Annotated in this window: 20 protein-coding genes; 12 read left to right on the top strand and 8 right to left on the bottom strand. The window is 66.2% G+C overall.

All coding sequences use genetic code 11. The features are described from left to right. Positions 1-178: 178 nt before the first annotated feature. Positions 179-1096: a ribokinase gene (locus AB4Y63_RS15095; protein WP_441791886.1), complete on the top strand. Its 918-nt coding sequence runs from the start codon at positions 179-181 to the stop codon at positions 1094-1096. Between the two features lie 90 nt (positions 1097-1186). Here the strand turns inward: AB4Y63_RS15095 and AB4Y63_RS15090 are convergent, their stop codons facing one another. The 3 genes from AB4Y63_RS15090 to AB4Y63_RS15080 form a co-directional block, all read right to left on the bottom strand. Then, complete coding sequence (locus AB4Y63_RS15090; RefSeq protein WP_441792040.1) at positions 1187-2362, bottom strand: IS30 family transposase; 1176 nt, start codon at positions 2360-2362, stop codon at positions 1187-1189. A gap of 83 nt (positions 2363-2445) precedes the next feature. Continuing rightward, positions 2446-3006 (bottom strand): SAP domain-containing protein, encoded by a 561-nt coding sequence (locus AB4Y63_RS15085; RefSeq protein ID WP_441791885.1) that lies wholly within the window; start codon positions 3004-3006, stop codon positions 2446-2448. Between the two features lie 89 nt (positions 3007-3095). Further along, a complete protein-coding gene (locus tag AB4Y63_RS15080) occupies positions 3096-3461 on the bottom strand; it encodes a sterol carrier family protein (protein WP_441791884.1) in 366 nt (121 codons plus the stop codon). 125 nt (positions 3462-3586) lie between these two features. On the opposite strand from AB4Y63_RS15080, the gene AB4Y63_RS15075 reads away from it, so the two are divergent. After that, positions 3587-3820: a hypothetical protein gene (locus tag AB4Y63_RS15075; RefSeq protein ID WP_441791883.1), complete on the top strand. Its 234-nt coding sequence runs from the start codon at positions 3587-3589 to the stop codon at positions 3818-3820. Continuing rightward, on the top strand, positions 3817-5097 hold the full coding sequence (purD, locus tag AB4Y63_RS15070) for a phosphoribosylamine--glycine ligase (RefSeq protein WP_441791882.1): 1281 nt from the start codon (positions 3817-3819) through the stop codon (positions 5095-5097). Before AB4Y63_RS15075 ends, purD begins: the two co-directional genes overlap by 4 nt. A 107-nt stretch (positions 5098-5204) precedes the next feature. Here the strand turns inward: purD and AB4Y63_RS15065 are convergent, their stop codons facing one another. Continuing rightward, entirely contained in the window at positions 5205-6812 is a 1608-nt protein-coding gene (locus AB4Y63_RS15065) for a DHA2 family efflux MFS transporter permease subunit (RefSeq protein ID WP_441791881.1), read from the bottom strand. Between the two features lie 174 nt (positions 6813-6986). Here AB4Y63_RS15065 and AB4Y63_RS15060 point away from each other — a divergent pair, with 174 nt between their 5' ends. After that, positions 6987-7958: a phosphoribosylaminoimidazolesuccinocarboxamide synthase gene (locus tag AB4Y63_RS15060; RefSeq protein WP_441791880.1), complete on the top strand. Its 972-nt coding sequence runs from the start codon at positions 6987-6989 to the stop codon at positions 7956-7958. Between the two features lie 19 nt (positions 7959-7977). On the opposite strand, the gene AB4Y63_RS15055 is transcribed toward AB4Y63_RS15060, so the two are convergent. Further along, positions 7978-8841 carry a glycosyltransferase gene (locus tag AB4Y63_RS15055; protein ID WP_441791879.1) on the bottom strand — a complete coding sequence of 288 codons (864 nt, stop codon included), beginning with the start codon at positions 8839-8841 and terminating at the stop codon, positions 7978-7980. Between the two features lie 195 nt (positions 8842-9036). Here AB4Y63_RS15055 and AB4Y63_RS15050 point away from each other — a divergent pair, with 195 nt between their 5' ends. Together AB4Y63_RS15050 and AB4Y63_RS15045 are read left to right on the top strand one after the other, a co-directional pair. Continuing rightward, entirely contained in the window at positions 9037-9411 is a 375-nt protein-coding gene (locus AB4Y63_RS15050; protein WP_441791878.1) for a VOC family protein, read from the top strand. A gap of 152 nt (positions 9412-9563) precedes the next feature. Beyond that, complete coding sequence (locus AB4Y63_RS15045) at positions 9564-10433, top strand: VOC family protein (protein ID WP_441791877.1); 870 nt, start codon at positions 9564-9566, stop codon at positions 10431-10433. Between the two features lie 33 nt (positions 10434-10466). Here the strand turns inward: AB4Y63_RS15045 and AB4Y63_RS15040 are convergent, their stop codons facing one another. Next, positions 10467-11168, bottom strand: a complete 702-nt coding sequence (locus AB4Y63_RS15040; protein WP_441791876.1) for a TetR/AcrR family transcriptional regulator — start codon at positions 11166-11168, stop codon at positions 10467-10469. A gap of 251 nt (positions 11169-11419) precedes the next feature. Here AB4Y63_RS15040 and kynA point away from each other — a divergent pair, with 251 nt between their 5' ends. The 5 genes from kynA (at position 11420) to purQ (ending at position 15871) form a co-directional block, all read left to right on the top strand. Then, a complete protein-coding gene (kynA, locus tag AB4Y63_RS15035; protein ID WP_441791875.1) occupies positions 11420-12274 on the top strand; it encodes a tryptophan 2,3-dioxygenase in 855 nt (284 codons plus the stop codon). 100 nt (positions 12275-12374) lie between these two features. Continuing rightward, on the top strand, positions 12375-13316 hold the full coding sequence (locus tag AB4Y63_RS15030) for an amidohydrolase family protein (protein WP_441791874.1): 942 nt from the start codon (positions 12375-12377) through the stop codon (positions 13314-13316). Next, positions 13313-14671 carry a kynureninase gene (locus AB4Y63_RS15025; RefSeq protein WP_441791873.1) on the top strand — a complete coding sequence of 453 codons (1359 nt, stop codon included), beginning with the start codon at positions 13313-13315 and terminating at the stop codon, positions 14669-14671. Before AB4Y63_RS15030 ends, AB4Y63_RS15025 begins: the two co-directional genes overlap by 4 nt. Before the next feature lie 229 nt (positions 14672-14900). Continuing rightward, positions 14901-15173: a phosphoribosylformylglycinamidine synthase subunit PurS gene (gene purS, locus AB4Y63_RS15020; protein WP_441791872.1), complete on the top strand. Its 273-nt coding sequence runs from the start codon at positions 14901-14903 to the stop codon at positions 15171-15173. Beyond that, positions 15173-15871 (top strand): phosphoribosylformylglycinamidine synthase subunit PurQ, encoded by a 699-nt coding sequence (gene purQ / locus AB4Y63_RS15015; RefSeq protein ID WP_441791871.1) that lies wholly within the window; start codon positions 15173-15175, stop codon positions 15869-15871. The genes purS and purQ overlap by 1 nt, the downstream gene beginning before the upstream one ends. Positions 15872-16075: 204 nt before the next feature. On the opposite strand, the gene AB4Y63_RS15010 is transcribed toward purQ, so the two are convergent. After that, positions 16076-17737 (bottom strand): DHA2 family efflux MFS transporter permease subunit, encoded by a 1662-nt coding sequence (locus AB4Y63_RS15010; RefSeq protein ID WP_441791870.1) that lies wholly within the window; start codon positions 17735-17737, stop codon positions 16076-16078. After that, the gene (locus tag AB4Y63_RS15005; RefSeq protein ID WP_441791869.1) at positions 17734-18426 is read right to left on the bottom strand and encodes a TetR/AcrR family transcriptional regulator; all 693 of its coding nucleotides are present in this window, start codon (positions 18424-18426) and stop codon (positions 17734-17736) included. The genes AB4Y63_RS15010 and AB4Y63_RS15005 overlap by 4 nt, the downstream gene beginning before the upstream one ends. A 179-nt stretch (positions 18427-18605) precedes the next feature. Between AB4Y63_RS15005 and AB4Y63_RS15000 the strand changes: the two genes are divergently transcribed. Next, positions 18606-20189 carry an AMP-binding protein gene (locus tag AB4Y63_RS15000; RefSeq protein WP_441791868.1) on the top strand — a complete coding sequence of 528 codons (1584 nt, stop codon included), beginning with the start codon at positions 18606-18608 and terminating at the stop codon, positions 20187-20189. The last annotated feature ends 78 nt before the right edge of the window (positions 20190-20267 follow it).

Here is a 20267-nt window from a genome sequence, read left to right as displayed (position 1 = left end):
ATATCGACCTTCCCGGGGTCAACGAAGGTCGATGTGCGACCCCTCAGCGCGGTGTTGCCTCGGATGCGTGCGACGTGCGAGGCGCCCGCGTCACGCTTCGAAGCCGCCGGCGGCGGCGCCGCCGAGCCGAGCAAGCCTCGAGATGCGAACAGCTCGCGTGGACTGGCAGACTGTGCGGATGACTACGATCGCGGTGCTCGGCAGCGCCAATATGGACCTTGTTGTTCGGCAATCTCGACTTCCGCTCCCGGGCGAAACGATATTCGGATCGGGCTTCAGCACGGTTCCCGGCGGCAAGGGATTGAACCAGGCGGTCGCAGCGGCGCGACTCGGCGGATCGGTTGAGTTTCTGGGGGCGGTGGGCAGCGACGCCTACGGTTCTGAACTCCGCGCGCTGATGACGACCGAAGGCATGCGCACCGATGGCCTGGCCACGACGGATGCCCCCACCGGCACCGCGCACATCTCCGTTGTCGACTCCGGTGAGAACTCGATCGTGGTGGTGTCGGGCGCGAACGCAACCGTCACCTCACTCAGCGAGCCGCAGCGCGCATCCATCGAAGGCAGCGGCTATCTCGTGATGCAGTGCGAGCTGCCGTTGTCGGTGCTCGTCGAGGGAATCGCGCTCGCCCGCGCCGCCGGCGTCTTCACCGTGCTCACGCCGGCGCCGGTCATGCCGTTGCCCGACGGTTTTCTGGCCTCGGTCGATCTGATCGTGCCGAACCAGATTGAAGCCGCCGAACTGACCGGCGAGAGCGACCCTGTGGCGGCCGCCGAAGCGCTGAGCGCCGGCAACACCTGGGCGATCGTGACCCTCGGCTCGCAGGGCTCGGTCATCGCGCACAACGGAACCGTGCTCGGCGTCGCGCCGGCCCGCCCGGTGAAGGCGATCGACACGACGGCCGCCGGCGACACCTTCGTCGGCTCACTCGTCGCGCGCCTGGCGTCGCGCGCGGACCAGACCGCTGCCCCGACCGAGGACGAGATGATCGACGCCGTGCGTTGGGCGACGACCGCCTCATCGGTCTCGGTCACGCGGGCCGGCGCGACCAGCTCGATGCCGACCCTCGCGGAGGTCGCGGCGATCCTCGCCTAGCGCCGTACTTGGCCGTACTTGGCCGTGAGGTGCCAACTTTTGCTAGTCGCGGGCGCGGCAAAGTCAAGCGGTGGGAGCAACGCGGGGTTGTCATGCTGCGAGGAGCAGCTGGGCCAGCCGGTTGGCCGGGGTCTCGAGGTTGAGGGTGGGGCGGGGTCGGCGGTTCAGCTTCGCGGCGACCAGTCGGAGCTCGTCCGGGGTGTGAACGGAGAGGTCTGAGCCTTTCTCGAACCAGAACCGTAAGAGCCGGTTCGTGTTCTCGTTGGTGCCGCGCTGCCAGGGCGAGTGCGGGTCGCAGAAGTAGAGCGTCGTGTTCAGGTCGGTTTGGATTTTGGCGTATTCGGCAAGTTCCGTGCCGCGGTCCCAGGTGACCGAGCGGCGCAGGTGATCGGGCAGTTTCCCCATCTCGCTGATCATCGCGGCGGCGACCGTCTCGGCGGTGTGATCGCCCGGCAGGTGGAGCAGGATCGTGAACCGGGTCACCCGCTCCACCAGGGTGCCGATCGCGGTCCCATCACAGCCGATGATGAGGTCGCCCTCCCAATGCCCGGGGACTGCCCGGTCCGCGACTTCGGCCGGCCGCTGGCTGATCTTGAACGCCTCCTTGTAGGGGCTGTTCGACTTCCGGTCCGCGTCGTGCGGAACACGTTTCTTCCGCTTCAGGCTCAGCTTCTCGGCCAGGTCCGCGCGCAGGCTGCCGCGGGTTTGAACGTAGAGCGCCTGGTAGATCGTCTCGTGACTCACCTGCATAGTCTGATCATCGCCGAAGTAGAACGCCAACATCGACGAGATCAGTTTCGGGCTCCACCCGTCACCCATCCAGACCGCGATCAGCGCGCAGAGCGCCTCGTTCTCGACCAGCTTCAACGGCTTCGGCCGCCGGCGCGACTGATGCGCTTTCGTGTGCGCCCGCGACGCGTAGTAGGTCCCGTCCGAGCTGGTGTTGCGGTTCACCTCCCGCCAGACCACCGACTTGTTCCGGCCGATCGCTTCACCGATGTCTGCGTAGCTCATCCCGCTCCGCCGGCCCATCTGGATCATGCCTCGCTCCGCCAAGCTCAACGCCCGTTCGCCGGGCCCGGTCGGGGAGGGTGCCGGATCTGAGAGGCCACCCTCGCGTCCCATGTCTAACTTCATCCGCCCAGACCGGTTCCACCACTTCGATCCGGTTCGCCTTGCCACGCCCAAACGACGGCACGCGTCGTTCACCGAAACTCCTGCGCACACCAAATCAACGAACTCCGTGCGCGTATCTGGGGGAAACAGTTTGACCTTGGAACGCTCCTTGAATCAGAGCGTTGCTACGACCGTATGACTTTGCGCGCTCGCAACTAGCAGAAATTGGCACCTCAGGGGCGTTTTCGCAGGTCGGCCGGCAGCGAACGGTGTCGCTTCCACGCCCGCAGCATCTGCTCGCGGTCGCCGCCCGGGTTTCTCAGGTGCCAGTCGCGAGTGAACCGATTGAGCTCGAACTGCGGTGCGATCTCGGAGGGCTCGGCGTTGCGGGTGTTCGCCCAGTGCGCGAGCGCGTCCGCGAGGGTCGCGGTACCGTCACCGGTTGCGAAGAACTCGCGCATCGGCGCATCGAAGTGAAAGCCGGGCCCGAGTTGATCGGTGAACCAGGCTCGAAGTATCTGGCTGCACCGCTGGCCTCGCGGCACAACGGTCCGAGCAGAAAGGGGTTCCTTCAGCTGCCTGCCGGGCGCCGGGCGCGGGGCGGCAGCGGGCTGCGCACGACCCTCGAGAAACGCGCCGATTCGGCTGGCCAGCACGAGCTTGCCGCCGGAAGTGGGAAGTCCACGGGTGCGGCTGAAGGCAGCGAGCTCGTCTTTCGTCCAATACCAGCGCGCGAACTCCGGGCCGCCCAGCGTCGCGGAAAGCTCGGGGCGCTGCGGCAGGGAATCTGTCACCGCGTGCCTTGGCTCACGCTCGCCGGGCGGCTCCGTTGCGTCGGGAGCGGCCCGCGCGTCCGGCCCCGCCGCCCCGCCGTCGCGCCGGTTCAGAAGCCGACGATCGGTAGCTCGCCAGACAGGTCGGCCCGCTGACCCGACGCATGGATGCGGCCGGTCGCGATCCCGTCGGACCACACCAGCCGGCTCGTTGCGAGTTCGAGCCAGGTGGCGGCATCCATCTCGACGACGTTCGGCGGTGTTCCCCGCGTGTGCCGAGGACCCTCGATGCATTGCACGGCGCCGAAGGGCGGCACCCGCACCTCGAGAGTGTTGCCTTCGGCCTTCTCGGCCAGCAACTGGAGGGTGTAGCGCACGGCCAGGGCGCGCACGTCGCGCGGTGCGACATCCGGTGCCCCCGCCCATTCGCGCACAGCGCTCAGTCCCGCCGGGTCGTCGATTCTCGCTCGTGCCATGCCTCAATTGTCGCCCGTGCGTCATCCCCGGCCTACCGGTCCGCGCTCGCGTGCACACGCCGGGCACGCCCGTTACTCGCGAGTTGCCACAGATAGCCCCTTGAACTCGGCTGAAGGGGCTATCTGTGACAACTCGCGGACGGATACCGGCTCCCGCTGGCCGCGTTGCTCCCGCCGATGTGTGGCTAACTCCGGCAATCCTCGCTGTCGACAGACTGCACCCGCGTCATTCCGGGCCCGAAACCAGACAGAACCTGAAATTCCCGGAGTTAGCCACCACCGTGCAGGGCAAGCCGACGGATGCCCCCGCCCACGACGACGGGACGGCGCCAGCCGCATCCGGTAACCTGAACCAGTGAAAATACTGGTTCTTGGCTCTGGTGCCCGCGAGCACGCAATCATCACCGCACTGCTTCGTGAAGACCGAAGCGGCGAGCCTCGTCACGAGGTCATCGCGGCGCCCGGCAATGCCGGAATCGCCGCCGACGTTCCCGTCGTCGCGCTCGACGCGAACGACCCGGAAGCCGTCACCAACTACGCCACCCTGCACAGCATCGAGCTCGTCGTGATCGGGCCGGAAGCCCCGCTCGTCGCCGGTGTCGCCGATGCGCTCCGCACCCGCGGCATCCCCGTCTTCGGGCCGGGCAAGGCCGCCGCCGCCCTCGAAGGCAGCAAGACCTTCGCCAAGCGCATCATGGATGAGGCCGGTGTTCCCACCGGCCGCGCCGTGCGCGCCGGCACCCTGGCCGAGGCCGAAGCGGCCCTCGATGAGTTCGGTGCCCCGTATGTCGTCAAGGCCGACGGCCTCGCCGCCGGCAAGGGCGTGCTCGTCACGTCCGACCGCGACGCCGCGCTTGCCCACTCCACTTTCTGGTTGCAGCACGGCAGCGTGCTGATCGAGGAGTTCCTCGACGGCCAGGAGGTCTCCCTCTTCCTGCTTAGCGACGGCCACAACGTGCTGCCGCTCTCCCCCGCCCAGGACTTCAAACGCCTCGCCGACGGCGACGCCGGCCCGAACACCGGCGGCATGGGCGCCTATTCCCCGCTGCCCTGGCTCGACACCCAGTTCGGCAGCGAGCAGGCCTTCGTCGACGAGATCATCGAAACCGTCGCCCTGCCCACCGTGCGCCAGCTGGCCGCCGAAGACACCCCGTTCATCGGGCTGCTCTACTGCGGGCTCATTCTGACGGATGCGGGCATCCGCGTCATCGAGTTCAACGCACGCTTCGGCGACCCCGAGACCCAGGTCGTTCTGCCGCGACTGATCACGCCGCTCTCCGGTCTGCTGCTGGCCGCCGCGCTCGGTGAGCTCGCACACGTCGCCCGTCCCGAGTTTTCAACGGATGTCGCAGTGACCGTGGTTCTGGCCAGCGAAAACTATCCGGAGACCCCGATCACCGGGCGTGCGATCACCGGACTCGACGCCGCATCCGCCGTGCCCGGCGTCTCGATCGCGCACGCGGCGACCCGACTCGACGGCAACACCTTCATCGCAACCGGTGGCCGCGTGCTCAGCGTCGTCGCGGTCGGCAGCGACTTCACCGATGCGCGGGCTCGTGCCTACGACGCGATCGGTCAGATTGCGCTCGAGGGTGCTCAGTTCCGCACCGACATCGCGGCGCGCGTCGCGAACTGAGTCGGGCGAGACCTCAGCACGAATCCTCAGGAACAGAAGAGGGGCCGGGCATCCGCACTGTGCGGATACCCGGCCCCTCTTCTGAATTGCGCAACAGCGCCCCGCGCCTACTTCGTGGGCACTGGCTCCGACTCCGAAACCGGCTCCGACGCTTCCGCCAGCACGTCGCCGGAAACGTATGCCGGCACCTCGGCAGAAACGGATGCGGCCACGGTTCCCGCTGCGGGTGCGGGCACAGCTGCTGCAGCAGCTCGCGGGCCCCACGCCACCGGCGCCGGCTTGACGAAGAACAGCACGGCCACCGCGCCGATCAGCGCAACGGCCGCCGGCAGGAACAGCGACTGGCCCATGGCCGTGCTGAATCCTTCGTGCAGCACCTCGGGCAGGCCACCGGCCCCGCCGGCTCCACCCTGCGCAGCCGCACCGGCGCCGGCCGGAAGCTCGGCGATGAGACGGGCCTGCATGATGGCGGCGATTCCGGCGCTGCCGAGCACCGCACCCATCTGACGGGTTGTGTTGTAGACGCCCGAACCGGCACCGGCGTCGGCCGGGGCCAAGTTGCGCGTCGCCGTGGTCGACAGCGGAGCCCAGATTCCGGCGTTCGCCACACCGAGCACGGCCATCGGCAACAGCAGCACCCAAATCGGGACATCCGCCGTCATAATCGAGCCGAGCCAGAACAGGCCGCCGGCCAGGCACAGCAGCCCGACGAGGGCCACCCACTTGGGGTTGACCTTGTCGACGAGCTTGCCTGAGACCGGCGCGAGGGCGCCGGAGATGACCGCCATCGGCACCATGAGCAGCGCCGACTGGGTGGGGGTCAGTTCGCGCACGGTCTGTGCGTAGATCAGCAGCGGCAGCGACATCGCGGTGATCGAGAACCCCACGGCGGTGATTGCCACATTGGAAAGCGAGAAGTTGCGTTCACGGAAGAGTTTCAGCGGGAGCAGCGGCTCGCCCTTATTGATCGACTGCCAGTAGACGAAGGCAGCGAGCACGAGAACACCGGCGCCGATGAGGCTCCAGACGCTGATCGGGCCGACAATCGTGCCCCAGTCGTAGTTCTCGCCTTCCTGAATTCCGTAGACGACCAGGAACAGGCCGACAGCGCTCAAGATGACACCGAGGATGTCGAAGCGGTGTGTGTGCGTCGGAAGCGTCGGAACCAAGCGCCACGCGAAAACGAACGCGATCACGCCGATCGGCAAGTTGATGAAGAAGATCCATTCCCAGCCGAGGCTGTCGACGATCACGCCGCCAAGGATCGGCCCGACGAGAACGGCGATTCCGGCAACGGCGCCCCAGAGGCCCATCGCCTGGCCGCGACGATCCGGCGGGAAAATGCGGGTGATCACCGCCATCGTCTGCGGCGTCATCAACGCCGCGCCGACGCCTTGCAGCACGCGGGCGGCGATGAGCATCTCAATCGAGCCCGACAGACCACACCAGACGGATGCCGCGGTGAAGATCACGAGACCGATCAGGTAAATGTTCTTCGGGCCGAACCGGTCGCCGAGGCGCCCGGTGATGAGCAGCGGCACCGCGTAGGCGAGCAGATAGGCGCTCATCACCCAGATCACCGAGTTGATGTCGGCGTCGAGGCCGACGATGATTGCCGGCGTGGCCACCGAGACGATGGTGCTGTCGACCAGAATCATGAAGAAACCGAGCACGAGCGCCCAGAGGGCCGGCCAGGGTCTAACGACGTTTTGCATTGAAAAGTCCTTGCTGAGGTGCGTGATACCGGGCTGATGCCGGCAGATACCGGGCGACAATGGGCCGGCTGCCACTCTCGCGTGCGCCTCGAATGGGGCCCTCCTGCGAGCGGAGCATCCCCTCCGCAGAAGGGGCCTTCAGTAGCGTACGCGCAGTTGCGCGACAATGGAGACGTGACTATCGAGAATCAGCCGCCCGCATCCGTCGCCGTCGACCTGCCCGGGTGGCGCCACAGCTACTCCGGCAAGGTGCGCGACCTGTACCTTCCGGACACCACCGGCACGGATGCCGCGGCAGAGTCCGCGCCCGGCGGCCGGATTCTCGTGGTCGCCAGCGACCGCGTCAGCGCCTTCGACCACGTGCTCGAACCCGGCATCCCGGGTAAGGGCGAGCTGCTCACCACGCTCAGCCTGTGGTGGTTCGACCAGCTCGTTGACGTGCCGAACCACCTGGTTCCCGACCACGCGATCGCCAACGGCACCGCGGCCAGCCTCATCCCCGACGCTGTGGCCGGGCGCGCGATGCTCTGCAAGACCCTCGACATGTTCCCGGTCGAGTGTGTCGTGCGCGGCTACCTGACCGGCTCCGGCTGGAAGGAATACCAACGCGAGCAGACGGTGTGCGGCATTTCGCTGCCCGCCGGACTGCAGAACGGCGACCGCCTGCCCGAACCGATCTACACTCCGGCCTGGAAGGCGCCGATGGGCGAGCACGACGAGAACATCTCGTTCGAGCGCACCGTCGAGCTGGTCGGGCCGACTGGAGCCGCGGCACTCCGCGACGCCTCTCTGTCGATCTTCGCCACCGCATCTGCGATCGCCGAGAAGGCCGGTGTGATTCTGGCCGACACCAAGTTCGAGTTCGGCGCCGACCCCGAGACCGGCGTCATCACGCTCGGCGACGAGGTGCTCACGAGCGATTCGAGCCGCTACTGGGATGCCGAAGCCTGGCAGACCGGCACGACTCCGGCCGAGCGGATGGCCAGCTTCGACAAGCAAATCGTGCGCGATTGGCTCGCCGCCAACTGGGATCAGACCGGCACCCCGCCGCTGCTGCCGACGCACATCGTCGAGCAGACGGCGGCGCGTTACCGCGAGCTGCTCGAGCGCCTGACCTCGTCGCCCAGCGGGAGCAGCGACCAGTAGTCCGAATCTACGGACGTGACTAGTCGGCAACGGCGAGGGTTGGCGTCTGAGGGACGCCTCCCCAGAGCTGGGCGGTGTGGTGCTCGTGCAGGCGTCGTTCGGCATGCAGTGCCGGGTAGAGGGCGAGGAGCACGACCATCGGGGTCAGCAGGCGTGGGTCGTGGATCCCGTGGGCGGCGTAGGTGCGCTTGAACCTTTCCACGTAGTAGACATAGTCGCGCGGCGCCGAATCGAGTCGGCGGGCCGACATTCCGGCGACCATAGCGGACACATAGCCGACGGTGTGGCCCTGCAAGGCCAGGTGCACGGCGAGGTCGAGGTCTTCGTGCATCAGATCCTCGCGGTCAGCGCAAACCTGGTCGCGCACCGCTCGCCAGGCATCCTGTGTGATCGCCATATTGGTGCCGAACAGGAAGACGTACTTGCCGGCGAGCTTCACTTGGAGCTTGCGAAACGTGTCGTCAGCGCGATGACCGAATTGCTTCATCGGCATGTCGTAGTACTCGACCGACCCACTGGCCGCGGCGAAATCGCCGGCTGCGAACGCACGCTGGACCTCTTCCACCCAATTCCCCGCGATCATCGAATCGGAATCGATGCGTCCGATCACGTTGGAGGTGGCCGCGTTGAAGCCCGCGTTTCGGGTGGGGGTGATGCCTTGCTCGGCGTCCTGGCTGATGATTCTGATGCCCGCGTTCGGGAACTCGGACTGCATCGCCTCGACGAGGGCTTTGGTGCCATCCGTCGAGCGGTTGTCCACAACGATGATCTCGTGGGCGGGGACCGTCTGATCGATCGCCGCCAGGAGGCACTGCCGGATGCCGGCCTCTTCGTTGTAGGCGGGGATGACAATCGAAACGGTGGGCAGAATCGGGTCGTTCACAAAGCCGTCCTCACGGTGAATAGGCAGCTGCTCGTGCGGACACGGCACTGGCGGGGCGGGCTGTGCTCGGTCGCAACAGGCGAGAAGCCCCAGAGCCCCTGCAGGAGCCTAGCGAAAAGATCAGCCATGCACCGCGCCGTCGGGCTCGTCGCAACATCTCGGTCCCCGTCGGTGGGTGCGCGTAGGCTTCTGCACATGCGAATCAAAATGTGCAGCATCCACGTGGACGATCCGGCGAGCGCATTCGACTTCTACACCGAAAAGCTCGGCTTCGAAAAGCTGATGGCGATGCCGGAGTACCAGCTTTACGTCGTGAAGTCTCCCGACGACCCCCTCGTCGGGCTGCTTCTTGAGCCGAGCGACAATTCAGTCGCCCAGGCTTACAAGAAGGGCCTGCATAAGCTCGGCATCCCGGCGATCGTGTTCGGCACCGCCGACGTGCAGGCCGAATTCGAGCGCCTCAGCGAGCTCGGCGTGCCGTTCACGCAAGAACCGTCAACGGATGCCGCCGGCACGACCGCCATCTTCGACGACGGTTGCGGAAACTTCATTCAGCTGCACCAAGACTGAGCGGGCCGCGCGATCCGCCGAGTTTGACACTTCCGGTCGAGTTCCCCTGATGCGCCAGGCAAAGTCGACCGCAACACACAAACTCGGCGGAACGCCCGGCCGCAGAAACGCCCCGACGGAATACTCACCCACCGGCGTCCGTTACCCCTGACATGGCTCGATCTGTGAATGAACTGTTGGCTGCCGACACCGGTATGGGCGCGGTAACCCTGCGCGTTGGAAATCTCGATGCGATGATCGCGTACTACCGCGACGCCGTGACGCTGACCGTGCTGAGCCACGAGGGGCCGGTGGCCGTGCTCGGCCGCGGCATGACCCCGATCGTGATTCTGCAGCATGCCCCCGAGCTGGCCTCGCCGGAGCCCCGCGCGGCCGGACTCTTTCACACCGCAATCCTGTTCGACACCCAGGCACAGCTCGCCGCGGCCGTCTACTCGATCGCCACCAAGCATCCCGGCACCTTCACCGGCAGCGCCGACCACCTCGTCAGTGAGGCGTTCTACTTCACCGATCCGGAGGGCAACGGCATCGAGCTCTACTGGGACCGCCAGCGCACCGCCTGGAGCTGGACCCACGGCTCCGTCGAAATGGCCACCCTCTACCTCGACCCGAACGCGTTCATCAGCGAACACCTCACCGAACAGGGCCAGACCGACCCGTCGTTCGGCAACGCCGTCGTCGGGCACGTTCACCTCTCGGTCGGCGATGTGGCGAGCGCCCGCGCGTTCTACGTCGACCAGCTGGGCTTCGATTCCACTGCCGAAATGGGCAACTCGGCGTTGTTCGTCTCGGCCGGCGGCTACCACCACCACATGGCGATGAACACCTGGAACAGCTCAGGCGCCGGCAAGCGCCGTCTCGCCCTCGGGCTCGGCCAGGTCGACATCGTGGTGCCGTCGAGCGACGATCTCGGGGCGCTCGGCGAACGGATGTCCCACTTCGGCGTTGCGACCCGTCACGACGGTCAGACCCTCAGCTTCGACGACCCGTGGGCCAACGTGATTCGGGTGCGCACGGCCTAGCCAACGGCCTCAGCCGGTGAGCGAAACGGGGCGCTAGTCGCGCGCAGAGCCCCGGGTCGCCCGGCGCTTCGCGCCCCGGGTCAGACCATAGACCGTCGCCTGAAACTCGTTCATGTTGAGCGGACGTCCTGGCAGCTTCGGCCGGTCGAGTCCGGCCCCGCGCAGTCCGTCGAGGGCGATCGACAGCTGTCGGCGCCATTGGCCGCTGTAGCCGTCGCCGAGGGTTCCGAGAGATCCGACCATCGTCACGATCATCGCCACGTCGACGGCGGCGACATCGCCACGCAGATCGCCGTCGCGCTTGGCCTGCGCCACCAACGAGGTCAGGAATGTCTCGAATTCGACCGCGGGCCGGTAGGTCGGGTCGATGACCGCCATCCGTCGCAGAATCGGCGGGAGGGAGGGGTCGGCGACCAACCATTCGGCGACGCGTTCGGCATAGACGACGACGCCGTCCCAGGCCGTCGGCGCGGCGACGATTTCTTCACGGACGGTGCCGAGTTCGGCCAAAGCAATGTCGTAGAGCGCGCGCACCAGGTCATCGCGGCTCGGGAAGTTGCGGTACAGCGTGGCGACCCCGACATCGGCACGGCGCGCGATCTCTTCGAGCGAAGCATCGACACCGTTTTCGGCAATCAATGCCCGCGCCTCGGTCACCAGTCGCTCACGGTTCAACCGGGCGTCTTTGCGCCGTGGCTGAGCCGGTTCCTGGGCGGCGCGTGCAGACGATGTCATGAGGATGATTCTAGATCGCCTTTCTGCGTATGGCCGTTCCTTGCCCTGAGGCTACGCCACCCCGCTGACAGCGCTACCCCTCCGGCCTGCTCCGTCCCGCCGACTCCGCCCCGTTCTGACGCATCGCCCGCGGCCGGTGTTGTTCGGAATTCTCCCAAATGTTGCGACTCACGCCGGGAAGCCCAAGAATGCAGGGAACCGAATTGGGCCGAGCCGTCGTGCATCGTGCCGAATTCAGAATTGGAGTGCCAGTGGGCGTCGAGAAGAACACACGCGAGTTCGAACCTGAGATCGTTACCGACTTTCGTGACCGAATGAGCTACGGCTCCTACCTCGACCTCGACACTCTGCTCAGTGCTCAACGTCCGGTCAGCAAGCCGGCCCACCACGACGAGATGCTGTTCATCATTCAGCACCAGACCACCGAACTCTGGTTGAAACTTGTGCTTCACGAGTTGCGGGCCGCCGCCGCGTGGTTGCGCTCCGATCAGCTCGCACCGGCGTTGAAGAGCATCGCCCGGGTCAAGCACATCCAGCGCACACTGACCGAACAGTGGTCGGTACTCGCCACACTGACACCCACCGAGTATGCCGAGTTCCGCGGATTCCTCGGCAACTCCTCGGGCTTTCAGTCCTACCAATATCGCGCCGTCGAGTTCATCCTCGGCAACAAGAACCGCCGCATGCTCAGCGTCTTCGAAAGCGATCCGGATGCACACGCGCTGCTCACCGAGGTTCTTGAGGCTCCGAGCATCTACGACGAGTTTCTGCGCTATCTGCACCGCGCCGGGTTCGAGATCTCCGCCGACGTGCTGGAGCGGGACGTCACCGAGGCCTGGGTGCTGCACCCAGAACTCGTTCATACCTTTCGGGGCATATACGAGAATGCGAGCGAGAATTGGGCGGCCTATGAGGCCTGCGAAGAGCTCGTCGACCTGGAAGACAACTTTCAGCTCTGGCGTTTTCGGCATCTGAAGACGGTGCAACGCATCATCGGGATGAAGACCGGAACCGGCGGGTCGAGCGGTGCCGCGTTCTTGCAGAAGGCCCTGGAGCTCACCTTCTTTCCCGAGCTGTTCGCGGTGCGCACCGAAATCGGGACATGATCGCGCAACGCGAAGCGTTGCGAAAGGCGGCAGCCCTGACCCCGGAAGCCTCGAAAAGTGCCACGCTTCCCCCAGCCATCCGACGTCCCGGCCGTGTGACATGACGTCGACGGTCCTCCCTGGCTTCCTCGACGCCCATGTCCACCTAGCCCTGATCGACCCGTCGCTCCTCGTGCGCGGCGGAATCGCCCGCGTTCTTGATCTGGGCGGCTGGCCGGCCTCACCGGCACCGTCCGCGGCGCAGGAAGCTGACGCTCAGCTGCCCGATATCGCATTCGCGCACCAGTTCCTCACGGCGCCCGGCGGCTATCCGGCGCGCCAAGACTGGACACCGCCAGGCAGCGTCGCCGAGATCGCAAACGCATCGGATGCCGCGGCGGCCGTCGACGCACAATGGGCGGCAGGGGCATCCGTGGTCAAGATCGCGCTCAACGCCGAGACCGGCCCCGTGCCCGGAGACGACGTGCTGGCCGCGACTGTGGCTCGGGCGCATGAGCTCGGCCTGCCGGTTGTCGCCCATGCCGAGGGTCGCGGCCAAGCCGAGCGCGCGTTTGCCGCCGGGGTCGATGCGTTCGCGCACACCCCGTTCAGCGAATGGCTGCCCGACGGGATGATTGCCGCGATGGCCCTCTCGATGACCTGGATCAGCACCCTCGATATTCACGGCTGGGGTGATCCCACCGAGGAGTTCGCCGTGGCGTCCGACAATCTGCGTCGGTTTCATCAGGCCGGCGGGCGCGTGCTCTACGGCACCGATCTCGGCAACGGCCCATTGCCGGTTGGGCTGAATCGACGGGAAATCGAAGCCCTCCTGGCAGCTGGCCTATCCCCCGAAAACGTGCTCAGCGCGCTGACCGGGCCGGGGCCCGGCGGTTCGCCTGCCCCCGAGTCAAGCCCGAACCCGAACCGGCCCGTCGCTTCCACCCACCCCGCCCGCATCACGTTCATTCCCGGCGCTCGCCCGAGCGATCCGCCCGCATTCGTCGATTGGCTGTGCACCGCACGCGCCGTCAGCCGACTCGAACTCGAGGACCTGCAATGACATCCAGCTCCACCAACCCGTTCGCCGAGCACACCGCCTCGAACACTCCGTCATCCGGCCCCCGCGACCCGCACCTCGACTTCGCGCGCCGCAAAGACCGAATCGACGGCCTCGCGCACTACCGCGGCAAGTTCGTCGGAATCGAGAATGACGGCGCGGACCCCGACACTGCGCCACCGCCCATCGTCTATTTCGACGGCAACTCCCTCGGTCGCCCGACCCGAGCCAGCGTCGAACGCATCACCGAATTCCTGACCACTGGCTGGGGCACCCGGCTCATCCGCGGGTGGGACGAAGAGTGGATGGAGCTCCCGCTGAAGATCGGCGACGCCCTCGGTCGTGCCGCCTTGGGCGCGGCCGCCGGCCAGGTCTTCATCGGCGATTCGACCACCGTCACGCTGTACAAGCTCGCCCGGGCCGCTGTCGATGCGCGCAGCGGCCCCACGTACCCCGGTCGTACCGAGATCGTCGTCGACACCGACAACTTTCCGACCGACCGCTATGTGCTTGAGGGGATCGCCGCAGAACGCGGCCTCACCCTGCGCTGGATCGAGCCCGACGGTTTCGGCGGCGTCACGCCCGAGCAGGTTCGTGCGGTCGTCGGACCGCAGACCGCCCTCGTCGTGCTCAGCCATGTGGCCTACCGTTCCGGCTTTCTCGCCGACATGCCGGCCATCAGCGCAATCGCTCATGAGGCCGGAGCACTCGTGCTCTGGGACCTCTGCCACTCGGTCGGTTCAGTCGCCGTCGACCTCGACGCGTCGGGTGCCGACCTGGCGGTCGGCTGCACCTACAAGTACCTCAACGGCGGCCCAGGCTCCCCGGCGTTCGGCTACGTGCGCGCCGACTTGCAGGGCGAACTCGCGCAGCCGATCCAAGGCTGGATGGGAACGAAGGCCATCTTCGAGATGGGCCCTGGCTATGTGCCGGCTGACGGCGTCCGTCGCTTCATGAGCGGAACCCCCGCCATCGTCGGCATGCTCGCGATGCAAGACACGATCGCCATGATCGAGGCCGCGGGCATCGATGCGGTGCGAACGAAGTCGGTCGGCCTGACCGAGTTCGCGATGAGTCTGGTCGAGGACTGGCTGGTTCCGCTCGGCGTGGTCGTGGCGTCACCGCGCGACCCGGCGCGACGCGGCGGGCACGTCACGATTGAGCATCCGGCGATGAAGGAGGTCACCCGGGTGCTCTGGGAGCAGGACGTCATCCCCGATTTCCGCGGACCGGGGGCGCTGCGCATCGGTCTCTCGCCGCTGTCGACGAGCTACGTCGAGACGTATGCCGGAGTCGCGGCGATCCGCGATGCCCTGCTCAGAATCCTGGCCGCCGACGCGCAGCACGGCGCGCACTAGTGGCCCGGGGGCCGAGCTTGTCGAGCGATGTACTGAGCTTGTCGAAGTGACCTCGCGCGATGCTCCTCTGACGCAACCCGTGTTAGAGGTCGGCTCGCCGGGTCTCGACAAGCTCGACCACCGGAACGTTCGACCACCAGAACGTTCGACCGCCGGAAGCGCGGCCATCGACGGCGAAGGCGGCAGGTAGAATCGAGGCATCCCATTCTCGAGCCCTGCGGAGTGCGCCATGCCGACCATCGTTGTTGAAGTTATGCCCAAGGCCGAATTGCTCGACCCGCAGGGAAAAGCCGTCGCCGGCGCCCTCGGTCGCCTCGGTAAGACCACTTTCTCCGGCGTGCGCGTCGGCAAGCGTTTCGAAATCACCGTCGACGGCGCTGTGACTGACGCGGTGCTGGCCGAAGTTCAGGAACTCGCCGACACCGTGCTCTCGAACTCCGTCATCGAAGATGTCGTCGGCATCCACGTTGCAGAGGAAGCGGCTGCGGCCGCTGGCAACTAATGCGCATCGGCGTCGTCACCTTCCCCGGTTCGCTCGACGACCGTGACGCCCAGCGCGCCATCCGTCTGGCCGGTGCCGAAGCCGTTGCTCTCTGGCACGGCGACCACGACCTGCACGGCGTTGACGCGCTTGTGCTGCCCGGAGGGTTCAGCTACGGCGACTACCTGCGCTGCGGCGCCATCGCGAGCCTCTCTCCGATCATGACCGAGGTCATCGACGCGGCGAACAAGGGGATGCCCGTGCTCGGCATCTGCAACGGCTTCCAGATGCTGGCCGAGGCGCACCTGCTCGAAGGCGGCCTGATCCGCAACGACCACGGCGCTTTCATCTGCCGCGACCAGAAGCTGCGCGTCGAGAACAACACGACCGCCTGGACCGGCGACTTCGAAGCTGGCGCCGAGATCACCATCCCGTTGAAGAACGGCGAGGGCGGGTTCATCGCCTCGGCCGACACCCTGGCCCGCCTCGAGGGCGAAGGCCAGGTCGTCTTCCGCTACCTCGGCGTGAACCCGAACGGCTCGCTCAACGACATCGCCGGCGTCTCTAACGCCCGCGGCAACGTCGTCGGCCTCATGCCGCACCCCGAGCACGCGGTCGAGCCCGGCTTCGGCCCCGACACGGATGTTGCGATGCGCTCCGGCGTGGACGGCCTCGCGTTCTTCACCTCCGTGATCACGCAGACCCTGGTCAACGCGTAACCCGCACTGACATGACGAAGGGCCCGGCGCGAATGCGCCGGGCCCTTCGTCATATTTCATCCCGGTGGTCGACGAGCGAGCGCCAGCGAGCGTCTCGAGACCTCGTCCGGCCGACCCTCTCACGCTGGTTGCGTTTGAGGATTGGCTCGCGTGGTCTCGAGACGCGGCCGACTCCGTCGGGCGCTCCTCGACCAACGAGAGGGGCTACTTGCCGTCGTTCCCCGCGCCGACCGGCACCGCATCGCCGTTGTCGGCGCCGGTGTTGGCGTCGGCCAGAGCCGACGCATCCGCTTCAATCAATGCCGCAGCCTCGGCCTCGAGCGACCCAGCCTTCGGCCCACGATCGATCGTGGTTGCCAGCGGGATCTCCTTGACGAAGCAGAGCAGGATCACGGCGACCAGGATCAGCGGCACCATGTAGAGGAACACCGGCGTCAAAGCGTCGTTGTAGCCGCCGATGATGATGTTGCGCACCGACTCCGGCAGCCCCTTGACGACAGCGGGGGTGAGCGAGTTCAAGCCGCCCTCCGCCGACCCACCGGTTGCGGGCATCCGTTCGGTCATCAGCTCGGTGAGCCGGGCGACGAACAGGCTGCCGACCACAGCGGAACCGAGTGAGGCACCGATCTGACGGAAGTAGTTGTTCGACGCGGTGGCCGTGCCGACCTCGGTGACGGGGAACGAGTTCTGCACGATCAGGATGAGGATCTGCATGCTCATTCCGAGGCCGATGCCCATGACCGCGAGGTAGGCGCAGAGGATCCAGATCTCAAGATCGGGGGTCATCGTCGACATCAGCAGCAGCGAGAGGGCGACAATGGCGGTTCCGACGATCGGCAGCCACTTGTAGCGACCGGTCTTGCTGACGAGGGCGCCCGAACCGATTGAGCTGATCAAGAGCGCAGCCATCATCGGGATCATCATGAAGCCGGCTTCGGTGGCGTTGGCCCCGGTCACCATCTGCAGGTAGGTGGGGATGTAGGCCATCGCGCCGAACATCGCAACACCGGTGATCAGACCGGCGATCGTGGTGAGGTTGAAGTTGCGGTCCTTGAACAGGTGCAGCGGCATGATCGGCTCGGCGGCGCGACGCTCCACCAGCACGAACGCGACACCGGCAATGACGGTTCCGGCGATCAGGCCGATGATCGTCAGCGAATCCCAGTCATAGGTCGTGCCGCCCCAGGTCGTGACGAGCACGAGGCAGGTGGAGGCGATGGCGAGCAGACCCATGCCGGCGACGTCGATGCGCGGCTTGGCGTGCTCGTACTTCGGCAGCTTCAGGAAGACGATGGCGGATGCGATGGCGAGAATTCCGAGGGGAATGTTCATCCAGAACGCCCAGCGCCAGCCGATCCCTTCGGTGAACCAGCCGCCGAGCAGCGGGCCGGCCACAGACGAGAGCGCGAACACGCCGCCCATGATGCCCATGTACTTTCCACGCTCACGCGCCGGTACGACATCCGCGATGATCGCCTGCGAGAGGATCATCAAGCCGCCGCCACCGAGGCCCTGAATGGCGCGGCCGGTGATCAGCCAGGTCATGTCGGGGGCGAGCCCACCGACGACCGAACCGGCGATGAAGAGTGCGATCGCGCCGATGAACAGGCCCTTGCGCCCGATCAGGTCGCCGAGCTTGCCATACACGGGAAGCATGATGGTCGACGCCAGAATGTAGGCGGTCGTGACCCAGAGCATGTGGTCGACACCGTTGAGCTCACCGACAATGGTCGGCAGCGCGGTGCTGAAGATCGTCTGGTCGAGCGACGCGAGCAGCATGGTGACCATGAGCCCGGCGAAGACAAGAAGGATGTGGCGTTTGGTTTCGGGTGACGCCTGGGGTGGCGCCGTAACGGTGTCGGTCATGTGAGTCTTTCTGTTATCTCTCTGACGAGCGCGATCGCTCGGTGTTCAATCTCGGTGCGGGCGGTGTCGGCATCGGAGTCAGCTCCGGGTTCGCCGGCCGCCCATTCCTTCATTGCGACGCGCACGCCACTGCTGCACAGGGCGAACATGATTTCGGCCCGGGCGGCTTGGCCGGCGGCGTCGGTGTCGGCGCTCGGGTTGCTGCTCGCATCGGCTCTCGCATCGGTGCTGAATTGCGGATGCTGAGCGAGAATTTCTTGCACGGCCAGGTTCAGTCGTTCGGCCATCTGCGTCATCTGCAGAAACTGGCTCGTCAACAGTTGCGGGTAGCGCCGCACCACGGTCATTCGATCCTGCTGGATCGTCGAATGCGACAATGGCGAACCGACCAGGCTGAGGAAGAAGCGCACGACCGACTCAACCGGTCCGAGCCCGGCGCTGTCGGCGAGGTGCTCGATGACGAGTTCGTCGGTCACTTCGACATGACGCACTCCGAGGATCGCCGCGTCTTTGCTTTCGAAATAGTTGAAGAAGGTGCGCGGCGAGACGTCGGCCAGTTCGCTGATCGCGTCAACCGTCGTCTGCTCCAACCCGTCGCGCAGCACGAGGCTGACGGCGGCGGCCTCCAACCGGGCGCGGGTATCCCGGCGCTTGCGATCGCGGAGACCGAGATTATCGGTGGTGTTCATAGGGCCATTCGTTTTGTTGACCGGTGGGCGGTTCTGTGCAGATCAATTATTGCACGACTGCAAGATTACATGATTGCAACGATGCAGCAGTGCACAATCAGGGAATTTTCAGCTCGCCCGGCCGGCTGTCGGGGAAGGAACCGGCATACTGTGCTCACCACAATCAAAGGAGATTGCTCGTGTTCAGAAGCCCCTTCCCCGATGTCGTGATTCCCGAACTCAGCATCTACGACTACCTTTTCGGAGATCTGGTCGGCGCCGATCTCCACCGAGTGGCCATCGTCGACGGGGCGACCGGGGCGAGCACGACCTATCGCACACTGATCGAGCACATCGACCGGGTGGCCGGCGCACTGGCCAATCGCGGCGTCGGGCCCGGCACGGTCGTCGGCCTGCTCTGCCCGAACATTCCAGCGTTTGCAAGCGTCTTCCACGGCATTCTGCGCTCAGGGGCTACCGTCACCACCATCAACTCGCTCTACACCGCCCAGGATGTGGCGAACCAGCTCGTCGATTCGGGCGCCACCTGGTTGTTCACCATCTCGCCGCTGCTCCCCTCCGCCCAGCCGGCCGCCGAGTCTGTCGGTTTCGACGCCGAGCATCTCATCGTGATCGACAGCGTGGCGGGGCATCCGTCGCTCGCCGATCTGCTGGCCGAAGTAGCGGATGCCCCGGCGGTCACGTTCAATCCCGCCACCCACGTCGCTGTGCTGCCCTACTCGTCGGGCACCACCGGGCGACCCAAGGGCGTCATGCTCAGCCACCGCAACCTGGTCGCCAATGTCGAGCAGGCCAGAAACCTGCTCACGGTCGTGGCCGATGACCGGCTGCTCGCGCTGCTGCCCTTCTTCCACATTTACGGCATGACCGTGTTGCTGAACCTCGCGTTCAAGCAGCGGGCCCGGCTCGTGACGATGGCGAAGTTCGAGCTGCCCGAGTTCTTGCGCATCATTCAGGACCACGCCTGCAGCTACGTGTTCATTGCCCCGCCGATCGCGGTCGCCCTGGCGAAGCATCCGCTCGTCGACTCCTACGACCTGTCGAGCGTGCACACGATCCTCTCCGGAGCGGCCCCACTCGACGGCGCGCTCTCCGACGCCGTCGGACACCGTCTCGGCTGCCGGATGCTGCAGGGTTACGGCATGACGGAGGCGAGCCCGGTCACCCACCTGATTCCGCAGGACGCGCTCGATCTACCGCCCGGATCGGTGGGCTTCACCATTCCCAACGTCGTCTGCAAGCTGATCTCCACCGCGACCGGTGAGGAGATCGAGGTGCCGGCCGAGGGCGTGAGCGAACCGGGCGAGCTGCTCGTGCACGGGCCGAACATCATGCTCGGCTATCTGAACAATGAGCAGGCGACCGCCGAGACACTCGACGCCGAGGGGTTCTTGCACACCGGCGACATCGCCACAGTCAGCGCAGAGGGCGTCGTGCGGATCGTCGACCGCAGCAAGGAACTGATCAAATACAAGGGCTACCAGATCGCGCCCGCCGAGCTTGAAGCGTTGCTGCTGACGCATCCGCTGATTGCCGACTCGGCCGTGATCGGGGTGCTGGATGACGATGGCCAGGAGATTCCGAAGGCATTCGTCGTGATCGTGGCCGGCGCGACGGTGACCGGCGACGAGGTGATGGCGTTCGTCGAGGAGCGCGTCTCGCCGCACAAGAAGGTGCGCCGGGTGGAGTTCATCGACATCATCCCGAAGTCAAGCTCCGGCAAGATTCTGAGGAAGGACCTGCGGGTTCGGGTCACGGTGTAGCAGAAGCCGGTGGTCGAGCCTGTCGAGACCGGGTGACCGGGTCTCGACAAGCTCGACCACCGGCGCGCACGGGTTCAA

It is taken from the genome of Leifsonia sp. YAF41 (assembly GCF_052113185.1).
Lineage (GTDB): Bacteria > Actinomycetota > Actinomycetes > Actinomycetales > Microbacteriaceae > Cryobacterium.
Note: the sequence above shows the minus strand (reverse complement) of the source record. Positions and strands in the feature narration are given on the sequence as shown.

Bases quoted from the DNA above. Each gene is read 5' to 3' on its own strand.
- purQ (WP_441791871.1), top strand. From the start codon at position 15,173: ATGCGCATCGGCGTCGTCACCTTCCCCGGTTCGCTCGACGACCGTGAC.
- AB4Y63_RS15040 (WP_441791876.1), bottom strand. From the start codon at position 11,168: ATGACATCGTCTGCACGCGCCGCCCAGGAACCGGCTCAGCCACGGCGC.
- AB4Y63_RS15050 (WP_441791878.1), top strand. From the start codon at position 9,037: ATGCGAATCAAAATGTGCAGCATCCACGTGGACGATCCGGCGAGCGCA.
- AB4Y63_RS15045 (WP_441791877.1), top strand. From the start codon at position 9,564: ATGGCTCGATCTGTGAATGAACTGTTGGCTGCCGACACCGGTATGGGC.
- purS (WP_441791872.1), top strand. From the start codon at position 14,901: ATGCCGACCATCGTTGTTGAAGTTATGCCCAAGGCCGAATTGCTCGAC.
- AB4Y63_RS15025 (WP_441791873.1), top strand. From the start codon at position 13,313: ATGACATCCAGCTCCACCAACCCGTTCGCCGAGCACACCGCCTCGAAC.
- AB4Y63_RS15080 (WP_441791884.1), bottom strand. From the start codon at position 3,461: ATGGCACGAGCGAGAATCGACGACCCGGCGGGACTGAGCGCTGTGCGC.
- AB4Y63_RS15005 (WP_441791869.1), bottom strand. From the start codon at position 18,426: ATGAACACCACCGATAATCTCGGTCTCCGCGATCGCAAGCGCCGGGAT.
- AB4Y63_RS15065 (WP_441791881.1), bottom strand. From the start codon at position 6,812: ATGCAAAACGTCGTTAGACCCTGGCCGGCCCTCTGGGCGCTCGTGCTC.
- AB4Y63_RS15030 (WP_441791874.1), top strand. From the start codon at position 12,375: ATGACGTCGACGGTCCTCCCTGGCTTCCTCGACGCCCATGTCCACCTA.
- AB4Y63_RS15010 (WP_441791870.1), bottom strand. From the start codon at position 17,737: ATGACCGACACCGTTACGGCGCCACCCCAGGCGTCACCCGAAACCAAA.
- AB4Y63_RS15095 (WP_441791886.1), top strand. From the start codon at position 179: ATGACTACGATCGCGGTGCTCGGCAGCGCCAATATGGACCTTGTTGTT.